Annotated in this window: 13 protein-coding genes, 2 tRNA genes and 1 other annotated feature; of the genes, 4 read left to right on the top strand and 11 right to left on the bottom strand. The window is 44.8% G+C overall.

The features are described 5' to 3' along the window. Window positions 1-7 precede the first annotated feature (7 nt). Window positions 8-80: transfer RNA gene (locus K2225_RS11575), tRNA-Arg, on the bottom strand. A gap of 196 nt (window positions 81-276) precedes the next feature. Between K2225_RS11575 and K2225_RS11570 the strand changes: the two genes are divergently transcribed. Together K2225_RS11570 and K2225_RS11565 are read left to right on the top strand one after the other, a co-directional pair. Beyond that, window positions 277-918, top strand: a complete 642-nt coding sequence (locus K2225_RS11570; RefSeq protein ID WP_146814464.1) for a deoxynucleoside kinase — start codon at window positions 277-279, stop codon at window positions 916-918. Next, complete coding sequence (locus K2225_RS11565; protein ID WP_089650756.1) at window positions 915-1598, top strand: deoxynucleoside kinase; 684 nt, start codon at window positions 915-917, stop codon at window positions 1596-1598. The genes K2225_RS11570 and K2225_RS11565 overlap by 4 nt, the downstream gene beginning before the upstream one ends. Before the next feature lie 35 nt (window positions 1599-1633). Here the strand turns inward: K2225_RS11565 and K2225_RS11560 are convergent, their stop codons facing one another. Together K2225_RS11560 and K2225_RS11555 are read right to left on the bottom strand one after the other, a co-directional pair. Then, window positions 1634-2089: an NUDIX hydrolase gene (locus K2225_RS11560; protein WP_220584863.1), complete on the bottom strand. Its 456-nt coding sequence runs from the start codon at window positions 2087-2089 to the stop codon at window positions 1634-1636. Between the two features lie 75 nt (window positions 2090-2164). Continuing rightward, window positions 2165-3373 (bottom strand): MFS transporter, encoded by a 1209-nt coding sequence (locus tag K2225_RS11555; protein ID WP_220584862.1) that lies wholly within the window; start codon window positions 3371-3373, stop codon window positions 2165-2167. A 276-nt stretch (window positions 3374-3649) separates the two neighbouring features. Between K2225_RS11555 and K2225_RS11550 the strand changes: the two genes are divergently transcribed. Continuing rightward, window positions 3650-3994, top strand: coding sequence for a winged helix-turn-helix transcriptional regulator (locus tag K2225_RS11550; protein ID WP_220584861.1), 345 nt, complete (start codon window positions 3650-3652; stop codon window positions 3992-3994). 162 nt (window positions 3995-4156) lie between these two features. On the opposite strand, the gene K2225_RS11545 is transcribed toward K2225_RS11550, so the two are convergent. The 6 genes from K2225_RS11545 to guaB form a co-directional block, all read right to left on the bottom strand. Continuing rightward, window positions 4157-4249, bottom strand: a tRNA-Ser gene (locus K2225_RS11545). A 232-nt stretch (window positions 4250-4481) separates the two neighbouring features. Then, on the bottom strand, window positions 4482-5756 hold the full coding sequence (gene serS, locus K2225_RS11540; protein WP_220584860.1) for a serine--tRNA ligase: 1275 nt from the start codon (window positions 5754-5756) through the stop codon (window positions 4482-4484). 67 nt (window positions 5757-5823) lie between these two features. Beyond that, window positions 5824-6045, bottom strand: a binding site (T-box leader). A 37-nt stretch (window positions 6046-6082) separates the two neighbouring features. Further along, the gene (pdxT, locus tag K2225_RS11535; RefSeq protein ID WP_220584859.1) at window positions 6083-6673 is read right to left on the bottom strand and encodes a pyridoxal 5'-phosphate synthase glutaminase subunit PdxT; all 591 of its coding nucleotides are present in this window, start codon (window positions 6671-6673) and stop codon (window positions 6083-6085) included. A 17-nt stretch (window positions 6674-6690) separates the two neighbouring features. Further along, window positions 6691-7575 (bottom strand): pyridoxal 5'-phosphate synthase lyase subunit PdxS, encoded by an 885-nt coding sequence (gene pdxS / locus K2225_RS11530; protein WP_146814478.1) that lies wholly within the window; start codon window positions 7573-7575, stop codon window positions 6691-6693. 119 nt (window positions 7576-7694) lie between these two features. After that, entirely contained in the window at window positions 7695-9026 is a 1332-nt protein-coding gene (locus tag K2225_RS11525; RefSeq protein ID WP_370632744.1) for a serine hydrolase, read from the bottom strand. Window positions 9027-9131: 105 nt separating this feature from the next. Next, window positions 9132-10601 carry an IMP dehydrogenase gene (gene guaB / locus K2225_RS11520; protein ID WP_220584858.1) on the bottom strand — a complete coding sequence of 490 codons (1470 nt, stop codon included), beginning with the start codon at window positions 10599-10601 and terminating at the stop codon, window positions 9132-9134. Window positions 10602-10774: 173 nt separating this feature from the next. Here guaB and K2225_RS11515 point away from each other — a divergent pair, with 173 nt between their 5' ends. Next, window positions 10775-11491 (top strand): YaaC family protein, encoded by a 717-nt coding sequence (locus K2225_RS11515; RefSeq protein ID WP_220584857.1) that lies wholly within the window; start codon window positions 10775-10777, stop codon window positions 11489-11491. Window positions 11492-11508: 17 nt separating this feature from the next. On the opposite strand, the gene K2225_RS11510 is transcribed toward K2225_RS11515, so the two are convergent. After that, window positions 11509-12603 (bottom strand): HD-GYP domain-containing protein, encoded by a 1095-nt coding sequence (locus K2225_RS11510; protein ID WP_220584856.1) that lies wholly within the window; start codon window positions 12601-12603, stop codon window positions 11509-11511. Between the two features lie 207 nt (window positions 12604-12810). After that, entirely contained in the window at window positions 12811-15366 is a 2556-nt protein-coding gene (gene gyrA / locus K2225_RS11505) for a DNA gyrase subunit A (protein ID WP_220584855.1), read from the bottom strand. Window positions 15367-15403 lie beyond the last annotated feature (37 nt).

Here is a 15403-nt window from a genome sequence, read left to right as displayed (position 1 = left end):
CAGCCAGCGCCCCCGGCAGGATTCGAACCTGCGGCACACGGTTTAGGAAACCGATGCTCTATCCCCTGAGCTACGGGGGCGTATGAACGTACGAGTAATATTATACAAAACAAACCAAAGATTGAAAAGCAAATACACCTTAAAATTATCGCTCAAATGTTACTTCCAACGTATGTATGTGATAAAATGTTATTTGTCTGTCTAAAAGTATCGTATTTTGTATGTGAGTGAGGAACACTCACGTTTTTTTGAAATGAGTTTGAAGGAGGAAAAGAGATGGGAGATTTACCTTTCATATCCGTTGAAGGGCCCATTGGGGTTGGGAAAACGTCTCTGTCTAAAAAGCTCGCCTCCCAGTTTGATTTTCATTTGCTGAAGGAAATCGTTGAGGAGAACCCGTTTTTAGGCAAGTTTTACGACAATATTGAAGAATGGAGCTTCCAAACGGAGATGTTCTTCTTGTGCAATCGTTTCAAGCAGCTCGAAGACATCGATCGCAAATATTTGCAGTCGGGGAAGCCGGTGGTTGCCGACTACCATATATCCAAGAATATGATTTTCGCACGGCGCACGTTGAGAGAAGATCAATTTGACAAGTATGCGCAGATTTTTGATATATTAACACACGATATGCCTAAACCGAATATGGTCGTCTATTTACATGCGAGTTTAGATACACTGCTCGAACGCATCCGCATGCGTAACCGTGATGTAGAGGCAAATATTCAACCTTCTTATCTTGAACAACTCTCTCAAGACTACGAAGACTTCATGAGACATTTCGAAGCCACTCACCCAGAGATTCCTGTAATCCGTTTGAACGGGGATCATTTAGACTTCGTAAAACATCAAGACGATTTAAATTATATTGTTGATCAAGTAGAGCAGCATTTAAATAAAGGAGAAGTTATCAAATGAATGCACGTGAACGCTATGGAATTCCACATGACAGCGTCATAACGATTGCAGGTACGGTCGGGGTCGGCAAGTCAACGATGACCAATGCTCTCGCTGATGCCCTCAACTTTCGTACCTCTTTTGAAAAAGTCGACACCAATCCTTATCTCGACAAATTCTATCAGGATTTTGAACGCTGGAGCTTCCATTTACAGATTTACTTCTTAGCGGAACGCTTCAAAGAACAAAAGAAAATCTTTGAATATGGCGGCGGGTTCATCCAGGACCGTTCCATTTATGAAGATACCGGAATTTTTGCACGGATGCACTATGAAAAAGGGACAATGTCCGCAACCGATTATGAAACCTATCGGAACCTTTTTGATGCGATGGTGATGACACCATATTTCCCTCACCCCGATCTTCTGATTTATTTGGAAGGTTCGTTTGATGATATTCTTTCCCGCATCAAAGAACGTGGACGTCCGATGGAACAAGAAACGCCGATTGAATATTGGGAAGAAATGTTCACGCGTTATGACAATTGGATTGATAATTTCAATTCCTGCCCTGTCCTGCGTCTCAATATTGCCGACTACGACGTATTGAATGACAAAACAAGCATTGAACCCGTCCTTGAAAAAATCGGTCACTTCATCCAACAATCACGTAAATGGCGCTCCAGTCATTTATTGACGTAACTATAAAGAAGAAACTCCTGATCGTTCATCCAAGATCAGGAGTTTTTTTGTTTATAATCTTCAATCATCATCCGGTGGCTGCCAATCATCTTCTCAGGTAAATCATGAGTCTCAAAGAACCTCACCTGTACGGTTTCTTCCGGATCGAAAGCATAGTCTCCACTAAAATGGTGAGTGAAATAAGCCGTTGTCACAACATAAAACTCATCTCCATTAGGTGCCCGACTGAACTGATCCTCCCCAGAGTACACATTCAATAATTGCAGGCCATCGACTTTTAACCCCGTCTCTTCGAAAGCTTCACGTTTCGCGACTTGTTCGGTGCTTTCTCCAAGCTCCATCAAACCCCCCGGCAGACCCCATACACCCTGTGGGGACGTTCGTTCCTGCAACAATATCCGCCCCTTTTCATCGATGATGATCACAACAGATCCAACTAATATTATGGGCCGGTGACCAATAATGGCACGTAAATCCTCAACATAACCCATACCATCCCTCCTCTCTCCACTATTAGTATAACAAGAGAAAAGGACCCCTTTGAATAAAGGGGTCCTTTTCATAGATTATCGTTCCATCGTATTCAGAATCTTTGTCAAGATGACAGCGCCAGCCACCATCACTGCACCAATCCATGGTGTATGAACAAGACCAATCGTATCAACGATGACACCACCAACCGAGGAGCCAATAGCGATTCCTACATTGAACGCGGCAATATTTAAAGCGGAAGCTACATTGACCGCAGATGGAACATATTTCTCCGCTAATTGAACGACCAAGATCTGCAAAGCAGGCACGTTCATGAAAGCAAACAATCCCATGAAAAACAATACGACCAAACTGAACACTTTAAATGGAATGACGAAGGCCATAAGGAGCAATACGATCGCCTGCAACACAAACATCCAAAACAATGCTTTGATTGGTCTCTTATTCGAAACTTTACCACCAATCGTATTACCGATCGCCACCGCAACTCCATAAATGAGCAGGATCACACTGACAAATTTCGGATCAAAACCTGTCACTTCTTCTAGTAAAGGAGCAAGATAGGTGAACGCCACAAACGTGCCGCCATACCCTAATCCTGTAATAGCGAAGGATAGCAAGATTCTTTTTTCTGTTAATATTTTTAATTGGTCACGAAAACTTGCTGGAGGTGCTTCTTCCAGGTTTTTCGGGACAAGCAAAGCACTTGCGATAATGCCGATCACGCCGAGCAAGGCTACACCGGCAAATGTTGCCCTCCAACCAAAGGTTTGTCCAATAAATGTTCCTAGAGGCACACCGGTCACTGTCGCGACAGTTAATCCAGTAAACATAAAGGCGATGGCACTTGCCCTTTTATGCTCAGGAACTAAACTTGCAGCAATGGTCGAACCGATAGAAAAGAATATTCCGTGAGAAAAAGCAGTGATGATCCTCGCCATTAACAGCAAGGTAAAACTTGTCGAAATCGAAGCTACTAAATTACCAAAAATGAAAACAACCATGAGAGCAAGCAATAAACTTTTCCGGCTCATTTTATTTGTAAGAGCTGTTAAAACAGGAGCTCCTACAGCAACACCGACAGCATATCCAGATATCAATAGACCTGCAAGTGTGATCGATATAGAAAGATCATCAGCCATCGTTGATAACAAACCTACGGGTACGAATTCTGTTGTTCCTATCCCAAACGCACTAATGGCTAGAGCTAATAAAGCAAATGGAAAACGTTTCGATTTATGATCGAGAGAATTTTCTTGAATACTCTCTGCGTGTGAACTCATCATGTTCCTCCTTGCAAATATATATAAGAATTAAAACAGAATGGAATGCATCCAGGGCGCCTCTGGATGACAAATCTTATTATGAGGGCTGATCGAACACTTGAGAAGTACGTACTTCTATGTGCTATAGGCACCTGGAAGTAACAATTGTACAAAATAAGGGATCGTGAGATGGTTCATGCAAAATCTTTTTAACTTGTGTTCCTATCGTGTATAGTGAATCAACGGATATACATGCTAAAAAGAAACATAGGGTCTCTAAAGGAGGTAAATCTTATGCCTAAATATAATATACCGGTCGAAGCTGCTCTTGAAGTGATCGGAGGAAAGTGGAAAGTTGTCATTCTGTGTCACTTGATCGAAAATAAACGGCGGACAAGTGAACTGAAACGCTTAATGCCTGGGATTACACAGAAAATGTTGACCCAGCAGCTAAGAGAATTAGAAAGAGATGGGGTCATTAAGCGCATCGTTTATAACCAGGTACCGCCAAAAGTGGAGTATGAACTGACGGAATACGGATGGACATTAAAAGGGGCATTAGACATGCTCTGTGCCTGGGGAGAGCAGCATATTGAAAAGACCTATCCCAATAAAGAAGAGGTTTTATTAGATTCCTGAAAAATATAAAAAAAGCCCTCACCGATCCGTCCCCGGTGAGGGCTTTTCTCTTTTTCCATTCACATTTTTAATCAAATGAAACAAAATAAAAAATCGTTACTCGAAGTAACGATTTCTGTTCTATAAATCTCCAATATTTATGCGCTATTGTTGATAATAATATGGCGGAGGAGGAGGGATTCGAACCCCCGCGGGGCGTAAACCCCCTGGCGGTTTTCAAGACCGCTCCCTTCAGCCGGACTTGGGTACTCCTCCGTGTGACCGACAATAATTATAATATCATGGTTGTCCGAATCCGTCAACAAAATCCTTTAATTTTTTTAAACAAGTTGTTGTCGAACAATCACGAAAAAAATGTCACCTCGTTATTATACAAATTCCCTTCCACAGAATCAAGGACGATTAGCAATGACTGTATCCAAAAACAAAACCAAAAAAAGCGCCTGAAACCATTCATAGGATTCAGGCGCTTTTCCTTTTTTATGTGTTACTTGATGATATCTTTTCCACCCATGTATGGACGTAGGACTTCTGGTACGATGACCGTTCCATCTTCCTGCTGGTAGTTTTCAAGGATGGCTGCAACGGTACGTCCGATAGCTAGACCAGACCCATTCAACGTGTGAACGAATTCAGGCTTACCTTTTTCTTCTCTTCGGAAGCGAATGCCTGCGCGCCGTGCCTGAAAATCTTCGAAGTTAGAGCAAGAGCTGATCTCACGATAAGTCTCCTGGCTCGGGATCCATACTTCAATGTCGTATTTCTTGGCTGCTGTGAACCCTAGATCTCCCGTGCACATGCTCATCACCCGGTAAGGGAGTTTTAACAACTGAAGGACTTTTTCTGCATGACCTGTGAGTTCCTCTAAAACATCATAGGACTCTTCAGGCTTTGCCAGTTGCACAAGCTCCACTTTATTGAATTGATGCTGACGGATCAACCCTCTTGTATCTCGGCCGGCAGATCCTGCTTCAGAACGGAAATTCGTGCTGAAGGCTACGAACTTCTGCGGAAGGTCTTCCACAGATAGTATTTCTTCTCTATGGAAGTTCGTTACCGGTACCTCAGCTGTTGGGACAAGGAAGTAATCCCAGTCTTCAATTTTAAAGGCATCTTCTTCAAATTTCGGCAACTGACCTGTACCTGTCATCGCTGTACGGTTGACCATTTGTGGTGGAAGCATTTCCTGATAGCCGTGTTCATCCGCATGCAGGTCCATCATGAAGTTGAGCAACGCACGCTCTAACCGGGCTCCCATGCCTTTGTAGAATACAAAACGGCTTCCTGTGACTTTTGATGCTCTTTCAAAGTCAAGAATACCTAAATCTGTAGCCACATCCCAGTGCGGTTTTGCTTCGTAACCGAAAGCTGGAATCTCCCCTACTTTTCTCGCTTCAATATTGTCTTCCTCATCTCCTCCAACAGGTACACTTTCGTGAGGAATATTCGGGATAGATAAGAGAAGCGTCTCAAGTTTCTCTTCCACTTCTTTCAGCTCTGTATCAAGGGTCTTGATGCGGTCACCGACTTCGCGCATTTCTTTGATCTTATCGTCGGCGTCTTCCTTCGCTTTTTTCAACTGGGAAATTTCCTTGGATACTTCATTGCGCTTTGCTTTCAATTCTTCGGTTTCCTGGATCAACTCACGGCGCTTGCTATCCAAATCACCGAAGGCATCCAAGTCAGAGAGGTCTTCTCCACGGTTTTGCAGTTTTCCTTTAACTTCTTCAAAGTTCTGGCGTAAGTATTTCATGTCCAACATGTTTACTTCCTCCTTTATATGATCAGTTCAAATGGATTGGAAGCTAAACAAAAAGCTCCCGTCCCTAATAAGGGACGAGAGCTTTGGTTTATGCTTCCCGCGATACCACCCAAGTTGAAGGTCTATGTGACCTTCCGGCTTCACTCATAACGGTGAGTACCGGTCTGACCTACTTCTTTCAGTCAGACACTCAAGGATGGATTCACATGGCTTCTCCGTCAGTTCACACCAGCCACTGACTCTCTTTGAGAAGAAGGGACATGTTACTATTTCCTGTCATCGCGTTCATTTATGGTTTGTGTTACATAAGATTAGCGGATTCAGAATTATAATGCAAGTGTTTTTTTAGCTTCTTCTACCATTTCAACAAAATGTTCCGTTAAACGATGGTCGTCCGTCAATTCCGGATGGAAAGAACAAGCTAAATAGTGACCTTCCTGTGCGGCAACAATATGACCGTCGTAACGGGCTAACACTTTCGTATTTTCTCCAACCCCTTCAATGTAAGGAGCACGGATGAATACGGCATTGAATCCTTCTGCTACACCTTCAATATCGAGATCTGCTTCAAAACTTTCACGCTGTCGTCCGAAAGCGTTACGACGGACTTTGATATCCATGACTCCTAGATGCACGTCATAAGAACCATCAATTTCTGAAGCGAGTAGGATGAGTCCTGCGCATGTACCGAAAATCGGGTTACCGCTTTTTCCGAAGTCACGGATCGGCTCCAGGAACTCGTACTTGTCGATCAGTCTACGGATGGTCGTACTTTCACCACCAGGGATAATCAAGCCATCGATCTCTTTCAGCTGTTCTATTCTTTTGACAACAAGAGCCTTGGCTCCTGTCGCTTCAACAGAACGTACATGCTCACGAAAAGCGCCTTGAAGGCCTAATACACCGATTGTAGTCATGCTGCATTCTCCTTTACTTACTGGCTGCGATCTTGCATACGCTGTTCAGGAGTAAGGGTGGACATTTCCATCCCTTTCATGGCTGTTCCAAGACCTTTGGACAATTCACCAATCAACTTGTAATCGTCATAATGAGTCGTTGCTTCAACGATTGCACGGGCAAATTTTTCAGGATTGTTGGATTTGAAGATTCCGGAACCAACGAATACGCCGTCTGCTCCAAGCTGCATCATCAAGGATGCATCCGCAGGAGTTGCAATACCACCAGCAGCGAAGTTGACGACAGGTAGACGTCCTTCTTCACGGATTTCCATCAGTAGATCGAATGGAGCACCGTTTTCTTTTGCATAGACCATCACTTCATCTTCAGAAAGGCCACGCAAATGACGGATCTGAGACTGAACCTGACGCATATGGCTGACAGCTTCTACAATGTTTCCTGTTCCTGGCTCACCCTTCGTGCGAAGCATGGATGCACCCTCACGGATTCGGCGGGTCGCTTCGCCAAGGTTACGGCAGCCACATACGAATGGGACCGTGTAATCATCCTTTTTGATGTGATAAATTTCATCAGCCGGAGTAAGAACTTCACTCTCATCGATGTAATCTACGCCCATGGCTTCAAGGACGCGTGCTTCTGTAATATGTCCAATACGAGCTTTTGCCATAACTGGAATGGATACAGCATTCATCACTTCTTCAACGATCGTAGGGTCGGCCATACGAGCGACTCCACCTGCTGCGCGGATGTCTGCTGGAACTCGTTCAAGAGCCATTACGGCTACTGCGCCTGCTTCTTCTGCGATTTTTGCTTGTTCTGCGTTTACGACGTCCATGATGACGCCACCTTTTTGCATTTCTGCCATGCCGCGTTTTACGCGATCCGTACCTGTTTGTGCCATGTTGATTCCTCCCTAACAGCTCTATAGTTTAAGCATTTTATTTTGAATCATAGATTCTTATCCTCTATTGTAACGCAATCCTATATTAAATCCTACTGGTTATATAGGGATTTTTTCACCTAAAACCAGCCTTTGACCATATCGACGGCACCTGTGAAGACATCACTGAAAAATTCACCGATTGCACCTAGGGTAAGCATGAACCAGTTGGCTTTTTCCACACTGGACGAAGCGACGATTTCGACGGTTTGTCCACCTTCAGAAAGAATATTTCCGTAGTCCTCTTCTCCATTGTAAACAAGCTTCGCTGTACCTACTTTTTGTCCTTTTTCTACAGGAGCAACAAGATTGCCTTCGTCATCCAACTGATCTTCAGAAATGTTGAATTGAATTTCATATTGTTCTTCTTCTCCACTTTTAACAAGTGTGCTCAAGGCTGCACTCGTTTCAATCGCTACTCCATCTTCTTTTCCTTTGGCGACAGGAAACGTAGAATTTTCTTCAGGAGTTGCTCCTGCTGCAAAGAGTTCCTGACGGGAAAATTGGTTGAACCCATAGTCCAACAGCTGTTTCGTTTGATTGAAACGGGAGGCTCTGGATTCAGATTTCATAACGACGGAGATATAACGTTGGCCGTCTCGCTCTGCCGTTCCTGTAAACGTGTTCTGAGCTAGTTCTGTGTAACCTGTTTTTAATCCGTCCATACCTTCGTACTCGAACTGCTTCAAGTTCTGTCCAGGCATACCTGGAAGCATCCAGTTCCAGTTCGTCACGGTTTGTCCGGCAAAATCAAGCGTCGGTTTGCTTGAGATTTCAAGCGCTTCCGGATAATCATTCGTTAAGTGGTAAGCAAGCAGCGCTGCAGACTTGGCTGACAGCATGTTCGTCGCTTCAGGGTCTGTCCCTTCAGGATAATTGTCTCCCAAGTGAGAGTTATTCAGTCCTGTTGCGTTAACGAAATCATAATCAGGCAGTCCCATTTCTGCTGCTTTCTCATTCATCATCTGAACAAATTCACCTTCACTGCCAGCAATCAATTCAGTAAGAGCGATGGTTGTCGCATTATCAGAGTTGATCGCCATGGCTTCGTAAAGTTCACGTACGGTGTATTGTTCGTCCAGCTTCAGACCAACACCTGAAAATTCAGGGTTCGCCGATATATCAAAAGCGTATTGACTAATTTGTGTTGTCGTATCCCAGCTGATCTGACCTTCCTCGATCGCTTCCATGACAAGATATTCGGTCATCATCTTCGTCATGCTGGCAGGAGGTAATGTCAAATCTGCCTCTTTTTCAAATAAAATCTTCCCTGTTTCCGCGTCCACGAGTATTGCCGATTCTGCGCCAACATCTACGCTTGCGTATGTATGTCCAGGATTTATGGACACAGCAAAGAACCCCATAAGCAATGCCAACATCAAGGCCATAGATGTTTTTATTCTTTGTGTCAACTTTCTCAACCTCCACCCTTAAAATATGCATCTTTGTTATTTTATCACATGAGTATATAAAAGAATAGACAGGGAAAAGTCCCTGTCTATCACTTTTTATACGGGTCAAACGGAGTAGTTTGGCGCTTCTTTTGTAATTTGTACATCATGAGGGTGACTTTCTCTTAAACCAGCCCCTGTAATTCTTGTGAATTGCGCGTCTGTCCGCAAAGCACTGATGGTTGGTGTTCCACAATACCCCATACCTGAGCGGATCCCGCCGAGGAGTTGGTGAATAGAGTCTGCCAATGGTCCTTTATACGGCATGCGCCCTTCGATCCCTTCCGGCACAAGTTTCTTCGCTTCCTGATCATTTTGGAAGTAACGATCTTTAGACCCGGATTCCATGGCACCGACAGATCCCATCCCCCGGTACACTTTAAAACGGCGGCCCTGGAAGATTTCCGTTTCGCCAGGGCTTTCAGAAACACCGGCAAGCAAGCTTCCGAGCATGACAGCATGTCCACCTGCGGCAATGGCCTTCACGATATCGCCTGAGTATTTGATTCCTCCATCGGCAATGACCGGCTTGTTGTATTTTTCTGCTTCTTTCGCACAGTCATAGACGGCAGTGATTTGAGGAACACCGACACCAGCAACGACACGGGTCGTACAAATCGAACCAGGTCCGATTCCGACTTTAACAACGTCTGCTCCTGCTTCAATCAATTCACGCGTTGCTTCTGCTGTCCCTACATTACCTGCGATGATATTCACTCTTGGATGACGCTCACGGATCCGCTTCACCTGATTGATTACACCTTCAGAATGACCGTGGGCTGTATCAACGACAAGTGCATCCACACCTGCTTCTACTAATTTATCAATACGCGTCATCGCATCGGCTGTCACACCGACAGCTGCAGCACAGAGCAGACGGCCTTGGTCATCTTTCGCTGATAAAGGAAATTCGATCACTTTCTCTATATCTTTAATGGTAATTAATCCTTTTAGAATCCCATTGTTGTCTACCATCGGAAGCTTTTCAATCTTATATTGCTGCAAGATTTTTTCTGCTTCATCCAGTGTCGTTCCTACAGGCGCTGTGACAAGGTTCTCACGCGTCATAACGTCACTGATTTGTATCGAATAGTCTTCAATGAAACGGAGGTCGCGGTTGGTGATGATTCCGACAAGTTTCTGTTCTTCTACACTATTGACAATCGGCACACCGGAAATACGGAATTTCCCCATTAAATGTTCAGCATCAAAAACCTGGTGCTCCGGAGTCAAAAAGAACGGGTTCGTAATGACGCCGCTTTCGGACCGTTTCACTCGATCGACGTGCTCCGCTTGCTCTTCAATCGACATATTCTTATGAATGACACCAAGTCCTCCCTGACGCGCCATACCGATCGCCATTTTGGCTTCCGTCACCGTATCCATTCCGGCACTGATAATCGGCATATTCAAACGTAACGTCGGGGACAATTCTGTTGCCAGCGAAACATCACGTGGCAAAACATCGGACTTAGCAGGCAAAAGTAGTACATCGTCGAACGTTAAACCTTCTTTTGTAAACTTGTCTTCACGCATGCTTGACCTCTCCTTTTCTTCTTAAAATATTTTGGGTGGAAGTGGGTAAAATAAGTGGTATATTCTCATGACACCAATTCTTATTGTTATTTACAATACGACAATGGTCGGGCTTTTTCAACCATAAAAAAATGGGGGAGAATTCCTTTTATGTTAGAAAGGAGGAACTTTCTTTGCACTTCACGGATCCTATTCTTACTTACCTTCAGGTGACCGCACATACAAGACCCTTCTTGTTTTCCTGTTATGAAAAGATCAACCACTCAAGAGCCGAGCATCATGCGTACAACAATGCCGAACGGTTTATTCACGGTCTGAGCCTCGGACAAGATTATTGGACGACCGCTTTACATACACCCCTGAGTGTAAAGCCGCTTCTTTTTTATTATGGAATGAATCATTTCATCAAAAGCTGCCTGCTGACGGTTGATCCTGGCTACCCAGCAACAGCAAAAGTACTGGCTCATGGACTATCGACACGCAAAAGAAAAAAGCAGCATTACCGATTTTTAGAGGACGATATCCGGATCCAGCCGCATGGGTTATTTCCACATGCCGCTGCTCATTTGTTTCAATTTTCCTCAGAAAAAACAAAGATCTCCATGGATGAACTGCTTCGGCCACTTCCGGGGATGGAAGAGATCTTTCGACTGAAGAATCCAGGTCCGATCACCATTGAAGAAGAGTGGCCTGAACTGTTGGCCTATTTTGCTGTCCTATATAACTTAAGTATGCTCGTCCGTTATGAGGGGGAATGGTGGGGAGAGATGGAACAGATGAAAGATCGGGAGGATTATGTATTCATCGTCCATTTTTTACATTCAGCCTCAGATCGCATTCCGCAGATATTCGCTTCTTGGTTAAAAGACCAGTTTGCATCCATCTCATGACGCAAACTGGTCTTTTGTTATTTATAGACTTCTTCAATATGAAGGTCCAGTTGTTCTTTTAAAGGGAGGAACTGTCCGTCTTCAATGATTTGCACAAGTGGTCTTGTCGGGTTGGTCTTTTCAACGAAAATGACTTCTGCTTCCCGATGATCAGACAACCGGATCCTGGTCCCCGTAGAATAACTGGTCATTTCTTTAACTAAAGCGCTGATCACTTTATGATCATAGCGGCCGAATTGCTCCTGCAGGATTTCTTCGAGCACTTTATAAGGAGACTGTTTCCTTCGGTACATCCTCTCAGAAGTCATGGCGTGGTACATATCACAAACAGCGATAATCTGGCTGAACGGATGAATTTTATCCTGACTGACTCCTAAAGGGTATCCAGTCCCATCCAATCGTTCATGGTGCTGCAAAATAGCCACCTTGGCGTGGTTGCTCAAGGAAGAGATCTTTTCTACGTTACGATAACTGTAAGTCGGATGGCTTTTCACCATTTCATACTCTGTTTCTGTTAAAGGGGCCTCTTTCCACGTAATTCGTTCACTGATTTTAGCCATTCCACTATCTGCAAGGAGCCCGGCTAAGCCGACTTGAATCCATTCACCGTAATTGTATCCCATTTTTGATGCCACATAACTAGATAATAGCCCCATCGCTACACTGTGATGATAGATGTAATCTTTACTGGAGGTATAATGATGGAGCGAGAAAACTTCGTGTCCTGCAGAATCGACGGCTCTCTCAAGGAGGGGGACCATCATTTTTCGAATCGTGCTGATATTTAAAGGTGATCCCCCCTGCCAGGAAGTGAACCACTTTTTGTACTCCTGCACAGCAGCTAAGTAGGATTCGAAAAAAGGAAGAGCCTGTTCCTCTGAACGCAGATCCTGATCCGGTTCTTCTCTGTCTGTTTTTTCGGAAACAATGAAAAGCGAACCGTCCGAACGACGATTGGAGACTTCCACGGTATCAATGCAAAACTTTTTCAGTACATCAATATGGAGGGGTTGAAGGGTCGTATTTTTAGAAACGATCGGTCGGTTTGTCTGGCCCATGACATCTTTCGTCAAGAGACAACCTGGTTCCAATTGTGATGTAGCTACCCTCATGGCAACTTACCACCTTTCACTAGTTTCTTTATGTAAAAGCATGTTGAACCTCAACGATAAATCTAGTTCTATATTACCACGTAAAATTCATTAAAATAGCAAATATTTAAAAAATAGTGGGTAGTTATGAATCTGGTCCTCCCCCATATATAAAAAATCGCCTGTCGAAATAGATCGACAGGCGACGGTCAAGGAAGTTTGTTTTACTTATGATTCATCTGATTCTTCTTCTGTTGGTTCGTCTGATGTTTCAGCATTTTCTTCAGAAACCTCACCTTGAGATTCCGCTTCTTTTTCTAATGCTTCTTCCACCAGTTCATCCTCTTCTTTTTCTGACTCGACACGAGCGACGGTCGCAACTTCTTCCCCTTCTCCAAGACGAATCAAGCGAACTCCCTGTGTGTTCCGTCCGGTTTCAGATATGCTTTCCATCGGCATACGGATCAAGACACCACTCGCGGTGATGATCATAATATCCTCTTCGCCATTGACGGCTTTCGTAGCGACGACCTGACCATTTTTATCTGTCAGATTACACGTAATGATTCCTTTACCACCACGGTTGGTAATCCGGTACTCGTCAGCTGGCGTGCGCTTTCCATAGCCTTTGCTTGTGACGGTGAGCACTTGCAGGGAATCATCAAGGATTTCCATGGATACGACTTTGTCGTCTTCACGGAGGGAGATCCCTTTGACACCTGCCGCTGTACGGCCCATCGCACGGATTTGATCTTCATTGAAACGAATCAAGTATCCGTTCTGCGTGCCAATCATGATGTCTTTCGTGCCATCCGTCAGTCGGACAGAAATCAGCTCATCATCTTCACGCAGTCCAAGGGCGATCAGCCCACCTTTTCGGATATTCGCAAATTGGGAGAGCGTCGTCCGCTTCGTGATTCCGTTCTTCGTTGTAAAGACGAGGTACCAGTCATCAACAAAGTCTTCAACGGATATGACAGCATTGATCCACTCATCACGTTCCACGTTCAACATGTTGATGATCGGAATCCCTTTAGCCGTTCGGCTGAATTCCGGTACTTCATAACCTTTCGCTTTATATACTTTCCCTTTGTTTGAGAAGAAAAGCAGGGTATTGTGTGTCGAAGTAGACAATAGGTGTTCGACAAAGTCTTCTTCATGCGTACCCATGCCCTGGACGCCTCGTCCGCCTCTTCGCTGTGAACGGTACGTGGATGCAGGAAGACGTTTGACATAGCCCTGGTGAGTGACCGTGACGATGACCGTCTCTTCAGGGATCAAATCCTCATCCTCGATGAAGTCTGTTCCGCCAAGGACGATTTCTGTACGGCGCTCATCATTGTAGCGCTCCTTCACGTCAAGCAGTTCTTCACGAATGATTTCAAGAACCTTCTCATCGTCAGCAAGGATCGCTTTCAATTCTTGAATCAATTTCATGACTTCTTGATATTCATCTTCGATTTTTTCACGCTCTAAACCTGTGAGGCGTTGCAGACGCATATCAAGAATCGCCTGGGCCTGCTTTTCAGAAAGACCAAAACGCTCCATCAAGCCGGTCCGTGCGATTTCAGTGGTTTGCGATTCGCGAATCAGTGAAATCACTTCATCCAAGTGGTCAAGGGCAATACGCAGACCAGCGAGGATGTGAGCGCGCGCTTCTGCTTTTCTAAGTTCGTATTCCGTACGGCGACGAATGACGACTTTCTGGTGTTCCAAATAATGCTCCAGGCACTGTTTCAAGTTAAGCACTTTCGGGTGCCCGTTAACAAGTGCAAGCATATTGATGCCGAACGTTGATTGTAAGGCCGTCATTTTGTAAAGGTTATTGAGAAGGACGTTCGGGTTCACATCCCGGCGCAATTCAATAACAATACGCATACCGTTACGGTCCGACTCATCGCGAAGATCTGTAATGCCGTCGATTTTCTTATCACGGGCAAGGTCGGCAATTTTTTCAACGAGACGGGCTTTGTTCACCTGATAAGGAAGCTCTGTCACAATTAAACGCGCTTTCCCGTTGGCTTGTTCTTCAATTTCCACATCCGCACGGACCGTGATGGATCCTTTCCCTGTTTCATAGGCTTTGCGAATGCCACTTAAGCCGAGAATTTTACCAGCCGTCGGGAAATCCGGACCATAGATATGGTTTTCCATCAGTTCCTGGATGGTAATCTCCGGGTCCTTACTAAGAGCGAGCACTGCATCAATCACCTCACCAAGCTGATGCGGAGGGATGTTTGTCGCCATTCCTACCGCAATTCCTGAACCGCCATTGACGAGCAAGTTCGGAAATTTGGCTGGAAGCACTGCAGGCTCCCGTTCTGTTCCATCGTAGTTATCGTTATAATCGATGGTATCTTTGTTGATGTCGCGCAGAATCTCCATGGAAATTTTGGACATGCGTGCTTCCGTATAACGCATGGCAGCTGCGGCATCTCCGTCCACCGACCCAAAGTTTCCGTGTCCATCAACCAGCATGTATCGATAGTTGAAATCCTGGGCCATACGCACCATCGTGTCATAGACAGCTGAGTCACCGTGAGGGTGGTACTTACCGATCACTTCCCCTACGATACGTGCAGATTTTTTGTAAGCTTTATCTGCATGCATACCGAGGTCATGCATCGCATATAATATCCTTCTGTGTACAGGTTTCAGACCGTCTCTGACATCAGGAAGGGCACGAGCCACGATGACACTCATCGCATAATCCAGGAATGAGGTGCGCATTTCGTGACTGATGTTTACTTCCTGTACGCGCGGCCGTTCGGGTTGATCCACCATTCTTTTACCTCCTAGTTACCTAAAAGGGGAAAGGATA

It is taken from the genome of Halobacillus sp. Nhm2S1, from assembly GCF_019599545.1.
Taxonomy (GTDB): Bacteria; Bacillota; Bacilli; order Bacillales; family Halobacillaceae; genus Halobacillus.
Note: the sequence above shows the minus strand (reverse complement) of the source record. Positions and strands in the feature narration are given on the sequence as shown.